The organism is Rhodoferax sp. (assembly GCF_028688795.1).
GTDB lineage: Bacteria > Pseudomonadota > Gammaproteobacteria > Burkholderiales > Burkholderiaceae_C > Rhodoferax.
This window is the reverse complement of sequence record NZ_JAQTXM010000022.1, coordinates 61,072-77,478: the sequence shown is the minus strand read 5'-3', so window position 1 is coordinate 77,478 and position 16,407 is coordinate 61,072. Positions and strand designations below refer to the sequence as shown.

The following is a 16,407-nucleotide window of genomic DNA, read 5'->3' as shown; positions in this document are numbered from 1 at the left end:
GTCATGGTCAGGCTCCGTGGGCTTGTTGTTCTTGCTGCTGCTGGCGCTGTTGGCGCAGGTGGGTCGGCATGTCTTTGTAGACATCCTCAAACATGTCGGCCACATCAAGCGCGTGGCTGTCAGCCAGGGTGCCGAATTTTTCTGCCTCTTTCTGCGCGGCCAACACCGCAGCCTCGGCCTCCTTTTGTGCTGCGATGTGGGCGGCGTCAGACCACGCCCCCAACCCGATCAAATGCTTTTTCAGGCGCTCAATCGGGTCACCCAGCGGAAAGCGCGCGGCGTCGTTGGCGGGGCGGTATTTGGTGGGGTCGTCCGAGGTGGAATGCGGGCCGGCGCGGTAAGTGACCCACTCGATCAAGGTTGGGCCGTAGTTTGACCGGGCACGCTCTAGCGCCCATTGGGAGGCGGCATAACAGGCCAGAAAATCATTGCCATCGACCCGCAACGAGGCAATGCCGTTGCCCACGCCGCGTGCCGCAAACGTGGTGCCTTCACCACCGGCAATCGCCTGAAAGGTGGAAATGGCCCATTGGTTGTTGACCACATTGATGATCACCGGCGCCCGGTACACGTGGGCAAAGGTGAGTGCGGTGTGAAAGTCGGTCTCAGCCGTGGCGCCGTCGCCAATCCAGGCCGATGCCACCTTGTCGTCGCCCTTGATGGCACTGGCCATGGCCCAACCGACGGCCTGAATCACCTGGGTGGCGAGGTTGCCCGAGATGGAGAAAAACCCTTGTTTTTTGCTCGAATACATCACCGGCAATTGCCGCCCCTTCATGGGGTCACGGGTGTTGCTGTAAAGCTGGCAGATCATGTCCACCATGTTGTTGTCAACGCGCGCCAGCAACAAGCCTTGCTGGCGGTAGGTGGGAAAACACATGTCGCCGTCGCCAATGGCCAGCGCGTGGGCACAGGCAATGGCCTCTTCACCCAGGCATTGCATGTAAAACGACATCTTCTTTTGTCGCTGGGCAATCAGCATGCGGGCGTCAAAGGCGCGGGTCAGCAGCATGGCCCGCAAGCCGCGCTCGATCAAGGCCACGTCCATTTGTGGCGCCCAGGGGCCGACGGCCTTGCCGTCGTCGTCCAGCACGCGAATCAGCGCAAAGGCCAGGTCATTGGTTTGTGCTGCGGCCACATCGACCGGTGGGCGGCGCTTGGCGCCGGCGGCAGACAGGGGCAGGTAAGAAAAATCAGTGTCACTGCCCGGACGCCCGGTGGGCTCAGGCACGTGCAGGTGCAAAGGTTTGCGCTGTGGCATGAAGAGGTCTCCTCGCGGTCTTGTGGTCCGCAACAGAATACGTTGAATCAGGGCTTCTGTGCATTGGGTATTGCACTTAGGCCAAAGTTGCTGCCAGCGCCACGGGATCTCCGCGCGTTTTGGCAGGCGGGGCAGAGCATAACGCAATCGGGCACCACAAATTTTCCTTATGTTTTTTGAATCCGCGGGCTACGGAGAAGCCCCCAAATGCCGTCGGAATTACGAGGCCGTTAAGCTGTTGCCTTTTTCAACCGAGGAGACTTTTCATGCTCAATCAAGACCAGACCCGTGACTTTGACGCCCTTTTGCCAGGCCAATCCACTGCCGATGGGGCCAGTCGTCGCACCGCGCTGAAAGTGGCTTTGGGCGTGGGTTATGCGGCTGCGGCGATGCCCATCATGGCGCAAACCGCCATCAAGACATCTGCCGAAGGCTTGCACACCGGCGAGGGTATTTACGACGTGGAAGGGTTCTCGGTGCCGTTTTTCTACGCGGCTCCTGCGGGCAAGAAAAACCTGCCGGTGGTACTGGTGATTTCAGAAATTTTTGGTGTGCATGAGTACATTGCCGACACCTGCCTGCGTTTCGCCAAAGCCGGGTACCTGGCGATTGCCCCCGAGTTGTATGCGCGCCAAGGTGACCCCAGTCAATATGGCGAAATGGCCAAACTGATGGCTGAGGTGGTGTCCAAGGTGCCAGATGCACAAGTCATGGGTGACCTGGATGGCGCCGTCAAATGGGCCGGTGAAAACGGCGGCAACCTGAAAAAGGTCGGCATCACCGGTTTTTGCTGGGGTGGGCGCATCACCTGGCTTTACGCTGAACAAAGCAAAAACGTGAAAGCCGGTGTGGCCTGGTATGGGCGTTTGGTGGGCACGTCAACCGCGCTGACACCGAAACATCCGCTGGATTTGGCGGCAGAGTTGAAAGCGCCGGTGTTGGGCCTCTACGGTGGGCAAGACGGTGGCATTCCATTGAGCACCATCAACCAGATGAAAGAGGCGCTGGCTGAAGCCGGTGCCAAGGGTAACGCCGCTGCCAAGGCGTCAGAGTTTGTGGTTTACAAGGATGCGCCGCACGCGTTTCATGCGGACTACCGGCCAAGTTACCGCAAGGACGAGGCGGCTGATGGCTTTAAGCGCGCGCTGGCCTGGTTCAAGACGCACGGCGTGGCGTAACCAGACCCGTTGTCAGCAGGTGCCCGGGCCGCTCTAAGGGGTGGCTAGCCTGGCGGCCTCACAAATGGCCTCGACCAACGCGGCGCGTAACGGGTGTGGTGCGGCCACCTCGGGCAGCAGCAGGCTGACCTGAAAGGCAATTGCCACGCTCAGAGGCCGCACCACCAGATCGGGGCCGGCGAGTTCCATGGCCGTTAGCGGGTTGACGATGGCCACGCCCAGACCCTGGCGCACCATCGCGCACACCGCTACCGCACTGGCGGTTTCCAGGCTGGTTTGGCGCTGCACCTGAGCGCTTGCAAACATGTGGTCAATTTGAACCCGGTAGCGGTCGCCTGCGGCCAGGCTGATGAAACGTTCGCCTTCAAAATCCTGCGGCGTCAGCACCGACCTTCGGCACAGCGCATGGTCGCGTGGCAGCACCACAACTTCATTGACCTGCAGGACGGGGCGCAGTTCGACCCCGGCCGGGGCCTCAAGTGTTTCACTCAGGCCCAGGTCAAAGCGTTGCTCGCTCATGGCCTGTTCCAGCCAAGGCGACTCTTCCGGGTAGACACTCACCGCGGCTTGCGGCAGGGCGGCAACAAAGTGCGCCAGCGCCCGCGGCACCAGCGCGTGGGCCAGCGCCGGCAGGCAAGCCAACCGCAGCCGCCCGGTGGCCTGCAAGCGCAGTTCCTGTGCGCGGGCGGCAATCTGCTCCAGCCCGACAAACGAGCGCTCCACCTCCTGCATCAGCGCCAGTGCCCGCACCGTGGGGCGCAGGCGGCCTCGGATGCGGTCAAACAAGTCAAAGCCCAGCAGCTGTTCCAGTCGGGCCAACTCGCGGCTCAGCGTGGGCTGGCTTGATGCGCACGCCTCGGCAGCGCGACTCAAGTTGCCGTGCAGCATGATGGCGCGGAACATGGCCAACTGGCGGTGGGTAAGGGCCGGCGTGATGGGGAGATGGGTAGCGTGCAGCATGCATTAACTATATCCATAGTGAATAGATGTGTGAAGAAAAATGCATTGATTGAATGAATGGCACCGGGCATGATCCAGCACATGAACACCTTTAACCCATCGACCCTGGCCACTTTGGCCCACACCCACGGCACCCCTTTGTGGGTGTATGACGCAGCCACCATTGAGCGCCAGGTTGCCAACTTGCGCCAGTTTGACGTGATCCGCTTCGCCCAAAAGGCCAACTCCAACACCCACATCCTGAAGCTGATGAAGCGCTGTGGCGTGATGGTGGATGCCGTGTCGCTGGGTGAGATTGAGCGTGCGCTGAGCGCAGGCTTCACGCCCGGTGTGCACAGCGGCCATGCCGAGATCGTCTTCACCGCTGACTTGTTCGACCGCGCCACCCTGGCCCGTGTGGCCGAGCTGGGCGTGCCGGTGAACTGTGGCTCGGTCGACATGCTCGATCAGTTGGGCGCGGCCAGCCCCGGCCACCCGGTGTGGTTGCGCATCAACCCCGGCTTTGGCCACGGCCACAGCAACAAGACCAACACCGGCGGCGAACACAGCAAACATGGCATCTGGCATGCCGATCTGCCGCTGGCTTGCGAACGTGTGCGCGCCAACGGTTTGAAGCTTGTGGGCCTGCACATGCACATTGGCTCGGGCGTGGACTACGCCCATCTGCAGGAAGTGTGTGGGGCCATGGTCAAGCTGGTTGAAACCGTCAAAGCACAGGGCATGGACCTGCCGGCCATTTCGGCCGGGGGTGGTTTGTCGATTCCGTACCAGGCTGACGCGCCCACGATTGACACCGCGCACTACTTCAGTTTGTGGGACGGCGCGCGCTCGCAAATTGCCGCGCTGTTGGGCCACCCCGTCACCTTGGAGATCGAGCCTGGGCGTTATTTGGTGGCCGAATCCGGCGTGCTGCTGGCTGAAGTGCGCGCCACCAAGCAGATGGGTCGCAACACGTTTGTGATGGTCGATGCCGGTTTCAGCGACCTGATGCGCCCCAGCATGTATGGCAGCTTTCATGGCATGGAAATCATCCACGCCGACGGCAGCCCGGTCACTGGCGCGCTGCAAGACACCGTGGTGGGCGGCCCACTGTGTGAGTCGGGCGACGTGTTCACCCAAGGCGAGGGCGGTGTGGTGTTGCAGCGCCCGCTGCCCACCGCGCAGGTGGGGGACTTGCTGGTGCTGCACGACACCGGGGCCTATGGCGCGTCCATGTCCTCAAACTACAACACCCGCCCGCTGATCCCCGAGGTGCTGGTGGAAAACGGCACGTCCAGGCTCATTCGGCGGCGTCAGACGGTGGCGGAGTTGCTGGCGCTGGAGGCTGTTTGATCAGCGCGGCAAGAGAAAACTGCCTTCAGCCTTGCGCCACGGGGCGGCTCGGGTCGCTGCACCACTCGCTCCAGCTGCCAGCATAAAGCCCAGTGCGGCCCAGCCCGGCCACTTCCATGGCGATCAGGTTGGGCAGCGCGCTGACACCGCTGCCGCAGTGGTGCACCACCGTGGCGGGGTCGCGTCCAGCCAGCAGGGTCTCAAATTCAGCCCGCAGAATTTCCGGGTTTTTGAAGAAGCCGTTGGCGTCCAGGTTTTGACCAAATGGGCGATTCAAAGCACCGGGAATGTGGCCGGCCACCGGGTCAAGCGGCTCGACTTCGCCGAGAAAACGTGGGTTGGCGCGAGCGTCAACAATGGTTTGAGTTGGTCGAGCCAGATTGCTTACTATATTTTCGGTAGCTACTAGCGCAGTACATACAGGGGCTAGAGGGTAATTTGATGCATGAAGTGGTGGCGTGATGCCAGATTCGACAGTTGCACCGCTGGCCTGCCAGGCTTGCAGGCCACCATCGAGCACGGCACTGGCTTCATGCCCCACCCATTTCAGCATCCACCACAGGCGGCCGCAGTAGTTGGCCCCTTGGCGGTCATACACCACGGCCTGCATGTCGGGTGTGAAACCCACGCTTGCGAGCCAGGCTGCAAACGTTTCGCGCGAGGGCAGAGGGTGGCGGCCACCGCTGGCGGCATCTGCAGCCCCTTTGGCGGCGCTCAAGTGTCGGTCCAGGTTGGCGCGCACGGCGCCGGGAATATGCGCTTGCTGGTATTGCGCATCGCCCGCATCGGGCTGCATCAACTCGAAACTGCAGTCAAACACCATAAAGGGTTGGCCGCTGGCCATCAGGGTTTGCAGTTGGGGGACAGAAATCAGGGTGGTGAACATAAAAAATCCTCAGGTGGTCAATGTTCTTCAGCAGGCGGGTTGGGCAGGGCACGGGTTCGCAGCACGGTGGCGGCCACGCCGCTCGCCACAATCAGCGCCATGCCGGCCCAGCCTAACAAGGCGATCTTGTCATCGAACAGCCACAGGCTGTAAAACGCGGCAAACACAATGCCGGCATATTGCAAATTGGCCACCAGCAGGGTGGCACCACGGCTGTAGGCGCGCGTCATGCACCATTGCCCGCCGGACGCCAGCACGCCAATGGGAACCAACCAGGCAGCGGCTTGCCAGCTCACCAGGTGCCAGGGCGTGAAACCGCTCCAAGCCACCCCCGTCAGACCGGCCAGTGTGGTGCCCGCTGAAAAATAGAACACGGTGCGGCTCTCGGGCTCGCCCACCTTGCCCAGGGCCGTGACCTGCAAATAAGCCATGGCAGCCCCCATGCCAGACAGTAGCCCGACCAGGCCGGCAAACAACTGGTCTTGGTCCAGCGTGGGGCGCAGCATCATCACCACACCGGCAAAACTGGCCAGCACTGTGGCCATGAGTGGACCCTGGCGGCCACCTTGCCCGTAAAGCAGCGCGCCGCCCACGACAACGGCCGCAACCCAGACGCCGCTCATGTAATTCAGTGTCATGGCCGTGGCCAGCGGCAAATGGGCAATGGCATAAAACCAGGTGGCCAGTGAAAACACACCAATCACGGTGCGCCAGGCGTGCATCCATGGCACCGGTGTGGCCAGCGGTGTGCCGCGTGCGCGCAACACCATGGCCATGAAGATCATGCTCACCAGCCCCCGGTAAAACACCAGTTCAGGCGTGCTGAAGCTGTGTGAGGCCACCTTGATGCCCACCGCCATGGTGGCAAAAAAGAAGGCAGCCAGAATCATCCAGAGCGCTTGCATGGTGTCTATTTATATGAATAATCGGGCTCTAGACCTTATTAAATAAGTGCTAGTAGCTATTAAAAGTATAGTATTTTGACGGTTGTCATTACACCTTGCCACCCATCTGCCGACGGTACCACTGGTGAAAATGTTGCATGCCGTCTTCCATTGGGCTTTGGTACGGCCCAACCTCGTTGTCGCCGCGCTGCAGCAAGGCCTTGCGCCCGGCATCCATGCGCTCGCCAATTTCGTCGTCTTCAATGCAGGTTTCCATGTAGGCGGCTTGCTGTGCTTCAACAAACTCGCGCTCAAAAGCATTGATTTCTTCCGGGTAAAAAAACTCAACCTGGTTGAGCGTCTTGTTGGGGCCCATCGGGTGCAGCGTTGACACGGTCAGCACATGCGGATACCACTCGACCATGATGTGCGGGTAGTAGGTTAGCCAAATGGCGCCCCGCTCGGGTGTGGTACCGCCGCGGTACTTCAGCAGCGCCTCATGCCAGCGCTGATAGGTGGGGGAGCCCGGCTTGTCAAAGGCTTTGGACACGCCCACGGTTTGCACCGAGAACTGCTCGCCAAATTGCCAGTGCAGGTCGTCACAGGTCACAAAGTGGCCCAGTCCGGGGTGGAATGGCCCGACGTGGTAGTCCTCCAGGTAGACCTCGATGAAGGTCTTCCAGTTGTAGTTGCACTCGTGCAGCTCGGTTTTGTCGAGCACATAGCCTGAAAAATCAAGCGCGGTGCGCTCACCCATGGCGGCCAGATCCCCCGCAATATCGCGGCCGTTGTCTTCAAACAGCAGGCCATTCCATTCGCGCAAAGGGGTGTTGCTCAGGTTCAGGCAGGGGTCATGAGAGAAGTGTGGCGCGCCTATCAATTTGCCCGCTGGCGTTTGGCCAGTGGCGTCACCCGCGCTGTAAGTCCAGCGGTGAATTGGGCAAACAATGTTGCCTGCAGCGCCGCTTTGCAGCGAGCCGCGCCCCTTGAGCATGATGGCTTGGCGGTGCCGGCACACATTGGAGACCAGTTCGATGCCGGTGGGCGTGTGCACCAACGCGCGGCCCTCGCCCTCATGCGCCAGCGTGGCGTAGTCGCCCACGTTGGGCACACTGGCGGCGTGACCCACGTAGCGTGGTCCCCGCTGAAACAGGGTTTGCAGCTCGCGCTGGTACAGCGCCGCATCAAAATAACTGCTCACCGGCAGTTGCATGCCGAGCGCTTGGTGGACGGGTGTCGCCTGGGTATCAGATAAACGGGCGGGATTTTCGTGACGGGCACGGGGGGTGGTTTTGCACAGTGTTTGCACAACTCGGTCCTTCAAAGATGCAAAAAACCCCTCATGGAGGGGCTTGAAGGGCAGCTACCTTGAGAGCTGCCTGGGTTGTGATTGTAAGGCTTGGCTTGCAACGCCTAAAATCGCGACTTTGTCCCCGGGAGTATCGCGATCTATGGCTACAGCCTCCAAACACAGCGCAACGCCGGCCAGCTACGAGGCCGCGCTGCAAGAGCTGGAACAACTGGTGGTCAGACTCGAATCTGGTGACATGCCCCTGGAGCAATTGCTCACCCAGTACCAACGCGGCGCCGAGCTGCTCAAATTTTGTCGCGACCGACTCGAAGCGGTTGAAAACCAGGTCAAAGTTCTGGACCAAGGCACCCTGAAAACATGGACACCCGATTGAACCCGCCCGCCCCTTTAGATTTAGATGGCTGGATTGCCACCCAGCTTGATCGTGTCGAGCGCGCCCTGGACCGTTGGGTCAGCGTGGACGCCTCAGCAGACATGGAGCACCATGCCCCGGCCGACCTGATGGCCGCCATGCGCTACGCGGTGCTTGATGGCGGCAAGCGCCTGCGCCCGCTGCTGGTGCTGGCGGCGTTCGAGGCCGTCAGCAGTGGCTTGACCCATGACTACCTGCCGGTCGAAGAGGGTGACGAAGAAGTCGCCCGCCGTGGTGCTGCAGATCCAGATTTGTCTGGCTTCATGGCTGGCGAGGCCGCGTTGCGTGGCGCCTGTGCGGTTGAGCTGATTCACGCCTATTCGCTGGTGCACGACGACATGCCGTGCATGGACAACGATGTGCTGCGCCGTGGCAAGCCCACTGTGCATGTGCAGTTTGGCGAAGCCAGTGCCCTGCTGGCCGGTGACGCCCTGCAAGCGCTGGCGTTTGAGTTGCTCACCCCTGAAGGCACCCGGATCGAGTCCGCCAAACAAGCCCATTTGTGCCGCTTGCTGGCGCGTGCGGCGGGTTGTGCGGGCATGGCCGGTGGCCAGGCCATTGACCTCGCCAGCGTTGGGTTGAAGCTCACAGAAGACCAGTTGCGGGAAATGCACCGCCTGAAGACCGGTGCGCTCTTGCAGGCCAGCGTGATGATGGGCGCCGCCTGCGGCGAGTCAACGCCCGCCGTCCAGGCCGCACTGCAAAGCTTTGGGGCTGCCATTGGGTTGGCGTTTCAGGTGGTGGACGACATTCTGGACGTCACCGCTGACTCTGCCGCCTTGGGCAAAACCGCCGGCAAAGACGCCGAGCAAGACAAGCCCACTTATGTTTCCTTGATGGGGCTGTCTGGCGCACGTGCCTACGCGCAAACCCTGCATGGCCAAGCCCTGGCAGCGCTGGGCAGTACTGGTTTGGTTGACACCCGCGTCTTGCGCGGCTTGGCGGCCTTGGTTGTTGACCGAACCAATTGAGGTTGAAACCCGCGAAGTTTTTGGTAAAAAATGCCTGTAGCCCTTATAAACAGTGCGCAAGTAGCTATAAAAAGTAAAGTATATGTTGATGACTAACCCGTATTCCCTGTTGCAGACCATCCAAACGCCGGCTGATGTGCGGCACCTGCAGCGTGAGCAATTGGGCAGTTTGGCGACCGAATTGCGTGCCTATTTACTGGAAAGCGTGGCCAAGACTGGTGGGCATTTAAGTTCCAACCTGGGCACAGTCGAGCTCACCGTGGCGCTGCATTATGTGTTTAACACCCCGAACGACCGCGTGGTGTGGGATGTGGGCCACCAGACTTACCCGCACAAAATTTTGACTGGGCGACGTGACCGCATGGCCAGCTTGCGCCAGTTGGGTGGCCTGAGCGGTTTTCCGCAGCGCGCCGAGAGCGAATTTGACGCCTTTGGCACAGCCCATTCCAGCACCTCGATTTCGGCCGCGCTGGGCATGGCCATGGCTTCCAAAATCAAGGGCGAAGACCGCCACGCCATTGCCGTGATTGGCGACGGCGCCATGACTGCCGGCATGGCCTTTGAGGCTATGAACAACGCCGGCGTGTCTGACTGCAACCTGCTGGTCATTCTGAACGACAACGACATGTCGATCAGCCCGCCAGTGGGCGCGCTGAACCGCTACCTGGCCAAGCTGATGAGTGGCCAGTTTTACGCCGCTGCCAAAAACGCCAGCAAAACCGTGCTCAAGGGCGCGCCGCCCTTGCTTGAATTGGCGCGCCGTTTTGAAGAATCCGCCAAAGGCATGGTCAAGCCGATCACGTTATTTGAGAAGTTTGGTTTCAACTACGTGGGCCCGATTGACGGGCACGATGTGGACACGCTGGTCAGCGTGTTGGAAAACATCAAACACCTCAAGGGCCCGCAGTTTTTGCACGTGGTCACCAAAAAAGGCCAGGGCTACAAGCTGGCCGAGGCCGACCCGGTGGCCTACCACGGCCCCGGCAAGTTTGACCCGGCCATTGGCCTGCAAAAAAGCGTCACACCCGCCAAACCCACCTTTACCCAGGTGTTTGGCGACTGGTTGTGTGACATGGCCGCGGCCGACGACCGGCTGGTGGGCATTACGCCGGCCATGCGCGAAGGCTCGGGAATGGTCGAGTTTCACAAGCGTTTTCCTGAGCGCTACTTTGACGTGGGCATTGCCGAGCAACACGCGGTGACCTTTGCCGCAGGCCTGGCCTGCGAGGGTCTGAAGCCGGTGGTGGCCATTTACTCCACCTTTTTGCAGCGCGCCTATGACCAGTTGATTCATGACGTGGCCATCCAGAACCTGCCGGTGGTGTTTGCGCTGGACCGCGCCGGCCTGGTGGGGGCCGACGGTGCCACCCATGCGGGTGTTTATGACATCCCGTATTTGCGTTGTATTCCCAACATCAGCGTGGCCTGCCCAGCCGATGAAAACGAGTGCCGCATGTTGCTCAGCACCGCGTATGCGCAGTCCACACCGGTGGCCGTGCGCTACCCGCGTGGCTCGGGCGCGGGTGTGCCAGTCACCTGCACACTGGATGCGCTGCCCTTTGGCAAGGGAGAGGTTCGCCGCACCGGTCAGCGCATCGCCATTTTGGCCTTTGGCACGTTGCTGTACCCGGCGCTGCAGGCGGCCGAGTTGTTGGGCGCCACGGTGGTGAACATGCGCTGGGCTAAGCCGCTTGATGTGGACTTGCTGCTGCAAGTGGCGGCCGACCATGAGGCCCTGGTCACGCTGGAAGAGGGGGCTGTGATGGGCGGTGCCGGCAGCGCCGTACTCGAAGCCCTGGCCGCTGCAGGGCTGGCCTTGCCGGTGCTGCAACTGGGCTTGCCCGATAAATTCATCGAGCACGGTGACCCGGTCAAATTGCTGGTGCTGCAGGGTCTCGATGCCCAGGGCATTGAAGCAGCGGTGCGTCTGCGGTTTGCCTCGCTGCTGGTTGCGCATGGCGCTTAGGTTCTGAGTTTCTCCTGCCTTGAATGGCCGCATCGGGCGGCCTTGGTTTGCCGTCATTTAGATCAGGGGAAACCCTGATTTTTTGCTGCCCGATTCCTATAATGACTGTGGACCCGCAAGGGTTGTTGCCACATCTGCTGGCATCTGAGAGTGTTGATCAACGTCTTTAGGAGTGAACCCAATGGATCGCCGTTCTGTTATCAAGCACGCAGGCTTAGCCGGTGTGCTGGCTGCTGCTGTCGCACCCGCTGTACATGCCCAGGGGGCCAATGTGCGTTGGCGCTTGGCGTCAAGTTTCCCCAAATCCCTTGACACCATCTACGGCAGTGCCGAGATGTTTGCCAAGACCGTCAAGGCCTTGTCGGGCGGCAAGTTCGAGGTGTCGGTGCACGCTGCGGGTGAGTTGATGCCCGCCTTTGGTGTGGTGGACGGCATCCAGAACGGCACGGTTGAGATGGCCCAGACCGCGTCTTACTATTTCACCGGGAAAGACCCCATTTTTGCCTTTGGCTGCGCCGTGCCATTTGGCCTGACCGCACGCCAGATGGATGCCTGGATGGACCACGGCAATGGCCGCAAGCTGATGGATGAGTTCTACGCCAAGTACAACATCAAGAGCCGCAGCGCGGGCAACACCGGCACACAAATGGGTGGCTGGTACCGCAAGGAAATCAAGACTGTGAAGGACCTGAAAGGTCTGAAGATGCGCATGGGTGGTGGCTTGTTTGGCGAGGCCATGCAAAAACTCGGTGTGGTGTCACAAAACATGCCTGCCGGTGAGGTGTATGTGGCCCTTGAAAAAGGCACACTCGACGCGACCGAGTTTGTTGGTCCCTATGACGATCAAAAACTGGGTTTCAACAAGGTGGCGCCGTTTTATTACTACCCCGGTTGGTGGGAGGGTGGCGCCGAGCTGGAATTTTTTATCAATACCAAAGCCTACGCGGCGTTGTCGCCAGAATTCCAGGCGATGGTTGATGCAGCCACTCTGGTCGCGGCCCGGGACATGACGGCCAAGTACGATGCGTTCAACCCGATCGCCCTGAAGAAGCTGGTGGCGGTCAAGACGCAACTCAAGCCGTTTTCCAAAGAAATCATGGATGCTGGTTTCAAGGCTTCGATGGAGGTGTTTGCCGAGCACGAAGCCAAATCACCCGAGTTCAAAAAAATTCACCAGGACATGCGGGCCTTTCAGCGCGACCAAATTTTGTGGGAGCGTTTTTCCGAGTCCCGCTTTAGCAGCTATATGACCACGGCCAAGATTTAAGCGCGCCGAGCGCCTGGCATCTGCAGTGCCCCAAGCCGACTTTGTGCGGCTTGGGGCTTTTTTTGGTTTGCGAACTGAATTGTTTTCACAAGGTATGTGAGCAGAATGATTCTCCTCTGAGGTGTGGTCTTTTTACCTGCAGTTCGCCCCACGCCGCAAGGGAAAACCCGAGGCTTTCCCATGGTGCCGCTTCATAAAATATGCGCTGACTCAAATAAGTCATCATCCCGCTTACCGGCGGGGTGAGCTACTCAATATATAACTCTTGGAGTAATTCGATGGATCGTCGTTCCGTAATAAAAAATGCTGGTGTCGCCGGCGTACTGGCTGCAGGCGCTGCACCCGTGGTGCATGCCCAAGGAGCTGCTATTCGCTGGCGCCTGGCGTCGAGCTTTCCCAAGGCACTTGACACCATTTACGGTGCTGCCGAAACTTTTGCCAAAAAAGTTGGCGAAATGTCCGGCGGCAAGTTCACCATCACGGTTCACGCTGGTGGCGAGTTGATGCCCGCTTTTGGCGTGATTGATGCGGTGAAAGACGGCACAGTTGAGATGTGCCACACAGCGCCTTACTACTTCTTTGGCAAGGACGAAACCTTCGCCATAGGCTGTGCCATTCCCTTTGGCCTGAACAGCCGCCAAATGACCGCCTGGATGTACCAAGGCAACGGTGGCAAGCTGATGCGCGAGTTCTATGCCAAGTACAACATGGTCAATTTCCCATGCGGCAACACGGGCGCCCAAATGGGCGGCTGGTACCGCAAGGAAATAAAGTCAGTCAAAGACATCAAGGGCATGAAGATGCGCATTGGCGGTTTCGCTGGCAAGGTGCTTGAGCGCATGGGTGGTGTGCCACAAAACATTCCGGGCGGTGAAATCTACACGGCACTGGAAAAAGGCACGATTGACGCGGCTGAGTGGGTGGGTCCGTATGACGACCAAAAATTGGGCTTCAATAAAGTGGCGCCGTTTTACTACTACCCTGGCTGGTGGGAAGGCGGCCCTGAGTTGGACGTGTTCATCAACCAAAAAGCCTACGACAGCCTGTCAGCAGAAAACAAGGCCATCGTTGAAGCCGCAGCTGCTTTCGCGCACACCGAAATGCAAGCCAAGTACGATGCCCGCAACCCGGCTGCATTGAAGCAGTTGGTGGGTCAAAAGGTCAAGGTTTTGCCTTTCCCCAAAGACGTGCTGGATTTGGCCTACAAAGAATCCATGGCACTTTACGCTGAAGTGGCGGCTAAAAACCCCAACTGGAAAAAAGTGTACGACGACTACTCTGCCTTCCGCAAAGACCAAAACCTGTGGTTCCGCTTCACTGAAGCCAAGTTTGACAGCTTCATGCAGTCACAAAAGCTGTAACCAGTCCCTGACACTGATTTGCTTGAAAAGCCCCGAACTAATCGGGGCTTTTTTTCGCCCGAAGATGCCTGTTTGGCACAAAAGAAAAGGGCCCGAAGGCCCTTTTCTTTGGGTTAAGCAAACCGGGTTACTGTTTTTTTGCAGCGTCCTTGTTGGCTTCTTCCAGCATGGCTTTCATCGGGTCGTTGTCGTCGGGTTTGGCATCGGCCGGACCGGCAGCTGCATCCAGCGCATTTTCAGCACCAGAAGCTGCGTCTGCTGGCGCATCTGCTGCGGGTTCAGCCGCCGGCTCCTCTTCGGTTCCCGGCATTTGCAGTTGTTCCATGATCTGCTCGGCGCTGAGAGTTTCAATTTTTTCAATGCCACCTGTCACTAGATTTGGGAACACCATGATCGCTACCAGCATGGTCAACTGCAACAGGATGAAAGCAATCGAACCCTTGTAGATTTCGGTGGTTTTCACGGCGGCAATGGTTTTGCCAGTCACGCGGTCCTTGTAGTCAAACTTGGCGGCCACGCTGCGCAAGTAAAACAGCGCAAAACCAAACGGCGGCGTCAGGAACGAGGTTTGCAGGTTCATGGCAATGATCACGCCAAACCAGATCATGGCTTGGTCGGGGGTCATGCCAGGGATCAGGCCAGGCAAAATTTTCTCGGCCACCGGGGCCAGCAGCGGGATGACGATGAAGGCAATCTCGAAGAAGTCAATGAACATGCCCAGAAAAAATACCAGAATGTTCACCACAATCAAAAAGCCCCAGGCGCCGCCAGGCATGTCCTTGAACAGGTGTTCCACCCAGATGTGACCGTCAGCAGCGTTGAACGTGAAGCTGAACACCGTGGAGCCAATCAGGATGAACAGCACGAACGAGGCCAGCTTGGCAGTGTTTTCAAGTGCCTGTGTCAATGTGCTCATGCTCAGGCGGCTTTTGCCCTTGGCCAGAATCAGTGCGCCCAAAGCGCCCATGGCGCCGCCTTCGGTTGGTGTGGCGACGCCCAAAAAGATGGTGCCGAGCACCAGAAAGATCAAAATCAGCGGCGGCATCAACACAAAGGTCACTTGTTCTGCCAGCTTGGAGAGCAACCCCATATTGGTGACGCGGTTGACGATTGCCAAGCCCAGACCGGTAAGAGATGCCAGCGTCATGGACAGAATCACAATTTCATCACCGGGTGACTTGGTGGCGCGTTCCAGCCAGCTGGTCATCAGACCGTCATGCACCTGCGCCCAGCTGTAGCCAACTGCCGCACATACCAGCACCAGCACCAGCAACGAGCGGTGGCCCGACTTGCCGTTATCTTCCTTGAAAAGCAGGGCCTCAGGTGGCAGCGCGGGCACCAAGGCCGGTTTGAAGATGGCCGTGGCCACGATGAAAAGAATGTACAAACCCACCAGCAACAGGCCCGGCACAAGTGCGCCGGAATACATGTCACCCACCGAACGGCCCAACTGGTCAGCCAGCACAATCAGCACCAGCGACGGCGGTATGGCTTGTGCCAGCGTGCCGGATGCCGTGATGGCCCCGGTGGCAATGGTGCGACTGTAGCCATAGCGCAGCATCACCGGCAGTGAGATCAAACCCATGGAAATCACCGCTGCGGCAACCACGCCGGTGGTGGCTGCCAGCAGGGCGCCGACCAAAATCACCGCAATGGCGACGCCGCCGCGCACCGGGCCGAACACCTGGCCTACGGTTTCCAGCAAGTCTTCGGCCATGCCGCTTCGCTCCAGAATAATCCCCATGAAGGTGAAGAACGGAATGGCAAGCAGGGTGTCGTTTTGCATGATGCCAAAAATACGCAGTGGCAGCGCCTGGAACATGGCGGCTGGAAAAATACCGGCTTCAATGCCAATCCAGCCAAAGCCCAGTCCGCAAGCGGCCAGGCCAAACGCCACAGGGAAACCTGTCAGCAGCAGTGCAAACAAACCCATGAACATCAGCGGCACAAATTGTTGTGCCAGAAAAGTTGTCTGCATTTATTTGACTCCTGCCAAGGTTTCAGCCAACTTGGCCTCAAGAGCTTCGGCGTTTTTCTGGTCGTCAGACTTGGCGTCTTCGCCACTGAGGACATCGGGCCCGGCCCCGGTCAGGAAGGCCACACGTTTGATCAGCTCTGAGGTGGCCTGCATCAACAACAAACCAAAACCCAGTGGAATCAGGGCGTAGGCTGGCCAGCGGATCAGGCCACCGGCGTTTTGCGACATTTCACCACTGACAAATGCTTGATAGAAAAACGACCAACCGAGTGTCCCGGCGATGACACAAAACGGCATCAAAACCACCACAATGCCGATCACGTCAATCCAGTTGCGGGTGCGCTCCCCGAGCTTGGTAGAAATAAAGTCAATGCGCACATGGGAGTTGCGCAGGAACCCATAACCCGCGCCCAGCATGAACACGGCGGCAAACAAATACCACTGAATCTCAAGCAGGCCATTGGAGCTGCTGTTGAAAATTTTGCGCACCAGTGCGTTGCCAGCGCTGATCAGGGTGGTGGCCAAAATCAGCCACATGGTGAGTTTGCCGACCCCGGTGCTGATTTTGTCAATCAGCCGGGACAGCGAGAGTAGGAAGGGCATGGTGTCTCCATTGTTTGAATTGTTTGCACGGCCACC

General features: G+C 59.2%; 14 protein-coding genes. 7 read left to right on the top strand and 7 right to left on the bottom strand.

The window, feature by feature from the left end; genetic code table 11:
* Nucleotides 1-7: 7 nt before the first annotated feature.
* Nucleotides 8-1,261 carry a 3-methyl-2-oxobutanoate dehydrogenase (2-methylpropanoyl-transferring) subunit alpha gene (locus tag PHQ58_RS16000; protein WP_300112581.1) on the bottom strand — a complete coding sequence of 418 codons (1,254 nt, stop codon included), beginning with the start codon at nt 1,259-1,261 and terminating at the stop codon, nt 8-10.
* Between the two features lie 266 nt (nt 1,262-1,527).
* On the opposite strand from PHQ58_RS16000, the gene PHQ58_RS15995 reads away from it, so the two are divergent.
* Nucleotides 1,528-2,439 carry a dienelactone hydrolase family protein gene (locus PHQ58_RS15995; RefSeq protein ID WP_300112580.1) on the top strand — a complete coding sequence of 304 codons (912 nt, stop codon included), beginning with the start codon at nt 1,528-1,530 and terminating at the stop codon, nt 2,437-2,439.
* 33 nt (nt 2,440-2,472) lie between these two features.
* On the opposite strand, the gene PHQ58_RS15990 is transcribed toward PHQ58_RS15995, so the two are convergent.
* Entirely contained in the window at nt 2,473-3,399 is a 927-nt protein-coding gene (locus tag PHQ58_RS15990; protein ID WP_300112579.1) for a LysR family transcriptional regulator, read from the bottom strand.
* An 81-nt stretch (nt 3,400-3,480) separates the two neighbouring features.
* On the opposite strand from PHQ58_RS15990, the gene lysA reads away from it, so the two are divergent.
* Nucleotides 3,481-4,731 (top strand): diaminopimelate decarboxylase, encoded by a 1,251-nt coding sequence (gene lysA / locus PHQ58_RS15985; RefSeq protein WP_300112577.1) that lies wholly within the window; start codon nt 3,481-3,483, stop codon nt 4,729-4,731.
* A 25-nt stretch (nt 4,732-4,756) separates the two neighbouring features.
* Here the strand turns inward: lysA and PHQ58_RS15980 are convergent, their stop codons facing one another.
* The 3 genes from PHQ58_RS15980 to PHQ58_RS15970 all read right to left on the bottom strand — a co-directional run bounded on the left by PHQ58_RS15980 (nt 4,757) and on the right by PHQ58_RS15970 (nt 7,714).
* Entirely contained in the window at nt 4,757-5,617 is an 861-nt protein-coding gene (locus PHQ58_RS15980) for a sulfurtransferase (RefSeq protein WP_300112575.1), read from the bottom strand.
* A gap of 17 nt (nt 5,618-5,634) precedes the next feature.
* A complete protein-coding gene (locus tag PHQ58_RS15975) occupies nt 5,635-6,522 on the bottom strand; it encodes a DMT family transporter (protein WP_300112573.1) in 888 nt (295 codons plus the stop codon).
* Nucleotides 6,523-6,610: 88 nt separating this feature from the next.
* On the bottom strand, nt 6,611-7,714 hold the full coding sequence (locus tag PHQ58_RS15970) for an aromatic ring-hydroxylating dioxygenase subunit alpha (protein ID WP_300112571.1): 1,104 nt from the start codon (nt 7,712-7,714) through the stop codon (nt 6,611-6,613).
* Between the two features lie 238 nt (nt 7,715-7,952).
* Between PHQ58_RS15970 and PHQ58_RS15965 the strand changes: the two genes are divergently transcribed.
* The 5 genes from PHQ58_RS15965 to PHQ58_RS15945 all read left to right on the top strand — a co-directional run bounded on the left by PHQ58_RS15965 (nt 7,953) and on the right by PHQ58_RS15945 (nt 13,790).
* Entirely contained in the window at nt 7,953-8,186 is a 234-nt protein-coding gene (locus PHQ58_RS15965; RefSeq protein ID WP_300112569.1) for an exodeoxyribonuclease VII small subunit, read from the top strand.
* Entirely contained in the window at nt 8,171-9,196 is a 1,026-nt protein-coding gene (locus PHQ58_RS15960; protein ID WP_300112566.1) for a polyprenyl synthetase family protein, read from the top strand. Before PHQ58_RS15965 ends, PHQ58_RS15960 begins: the two co-directional genes overlap by 16 nt.
* 85 nt (nt 9,197-9,281) lie before the next feature.
* On the top strand, nt 9,282-11,162 hold the full coding sequence (dxs, locus tag PHQ58_RS15955; protein ID WP_300112626.1) for a 1-deoxy-D-xylulose-5-phosphate synthase: 1,881 nt from the start codon (nt 9,282-9,284) through the stop codon (nt 11,160-11,162).
* Between the two features lie 181 nt (nt 11,163-11,343).
* The gene (locus tag PHQ58_RS15950) at nt 11,344-12,429 is read left to right on the top strand and encodes a TRAP transporter substrate-binding protein (RefSeq protein ID WP_300112564.1); all 1,086 of its coding nucleotides are present in this window, start codon (nt 11,344-11,346) and stop codon (nt 12,427-12,429) included.
* 278 nt (nt 12,430-12,707) lie between these two features.
* The gene (locus PHQ58_RS15945) at nt 12,708-13,790 is read left to right on the top strand and encodes a TRAP transporter substrate-binding protein (protein ID WP_300112563.1); all 1,083 of its coding nucleotides are present in this window, start codon (nt 12,708-12,710) and stop codon (nt 13,788-13,790) included.
* Between the two features lie 127 nt (nt 13,791-13,917).
* Here the strand turns inward: PHQ58_RS15945 and PHQ58_RS15940 are convergent, their stop codons facing one another.
* Together PHQ58_RS15940 and PHQ58_RS15935 are read right to left on the bottom strand one after the other, a co-directional pair.
* A complete protein-coding gene (locus PHQ58_RS15940) occupies nt 13,918-15,768 on the bottom strand; it encodes a TRAP transporter large permease subunit (RefSeq protein ID WP_300112562.1) in 1,851 nt (616 codons plus the stop codon).
* Complete coding sequence (locus PHQ58_RS15935) at nt 15,769-16,371, bottom strand: TRAP transporter small permease subunit (RefSeq protein ID WP_300112561.1); 603 nt, start codon at nt 16,369-16,371, stop codon at nt 15,769-15,771.
* Nucleotides 16,372-16,407 lie beyond the last annotated feature (36 nt).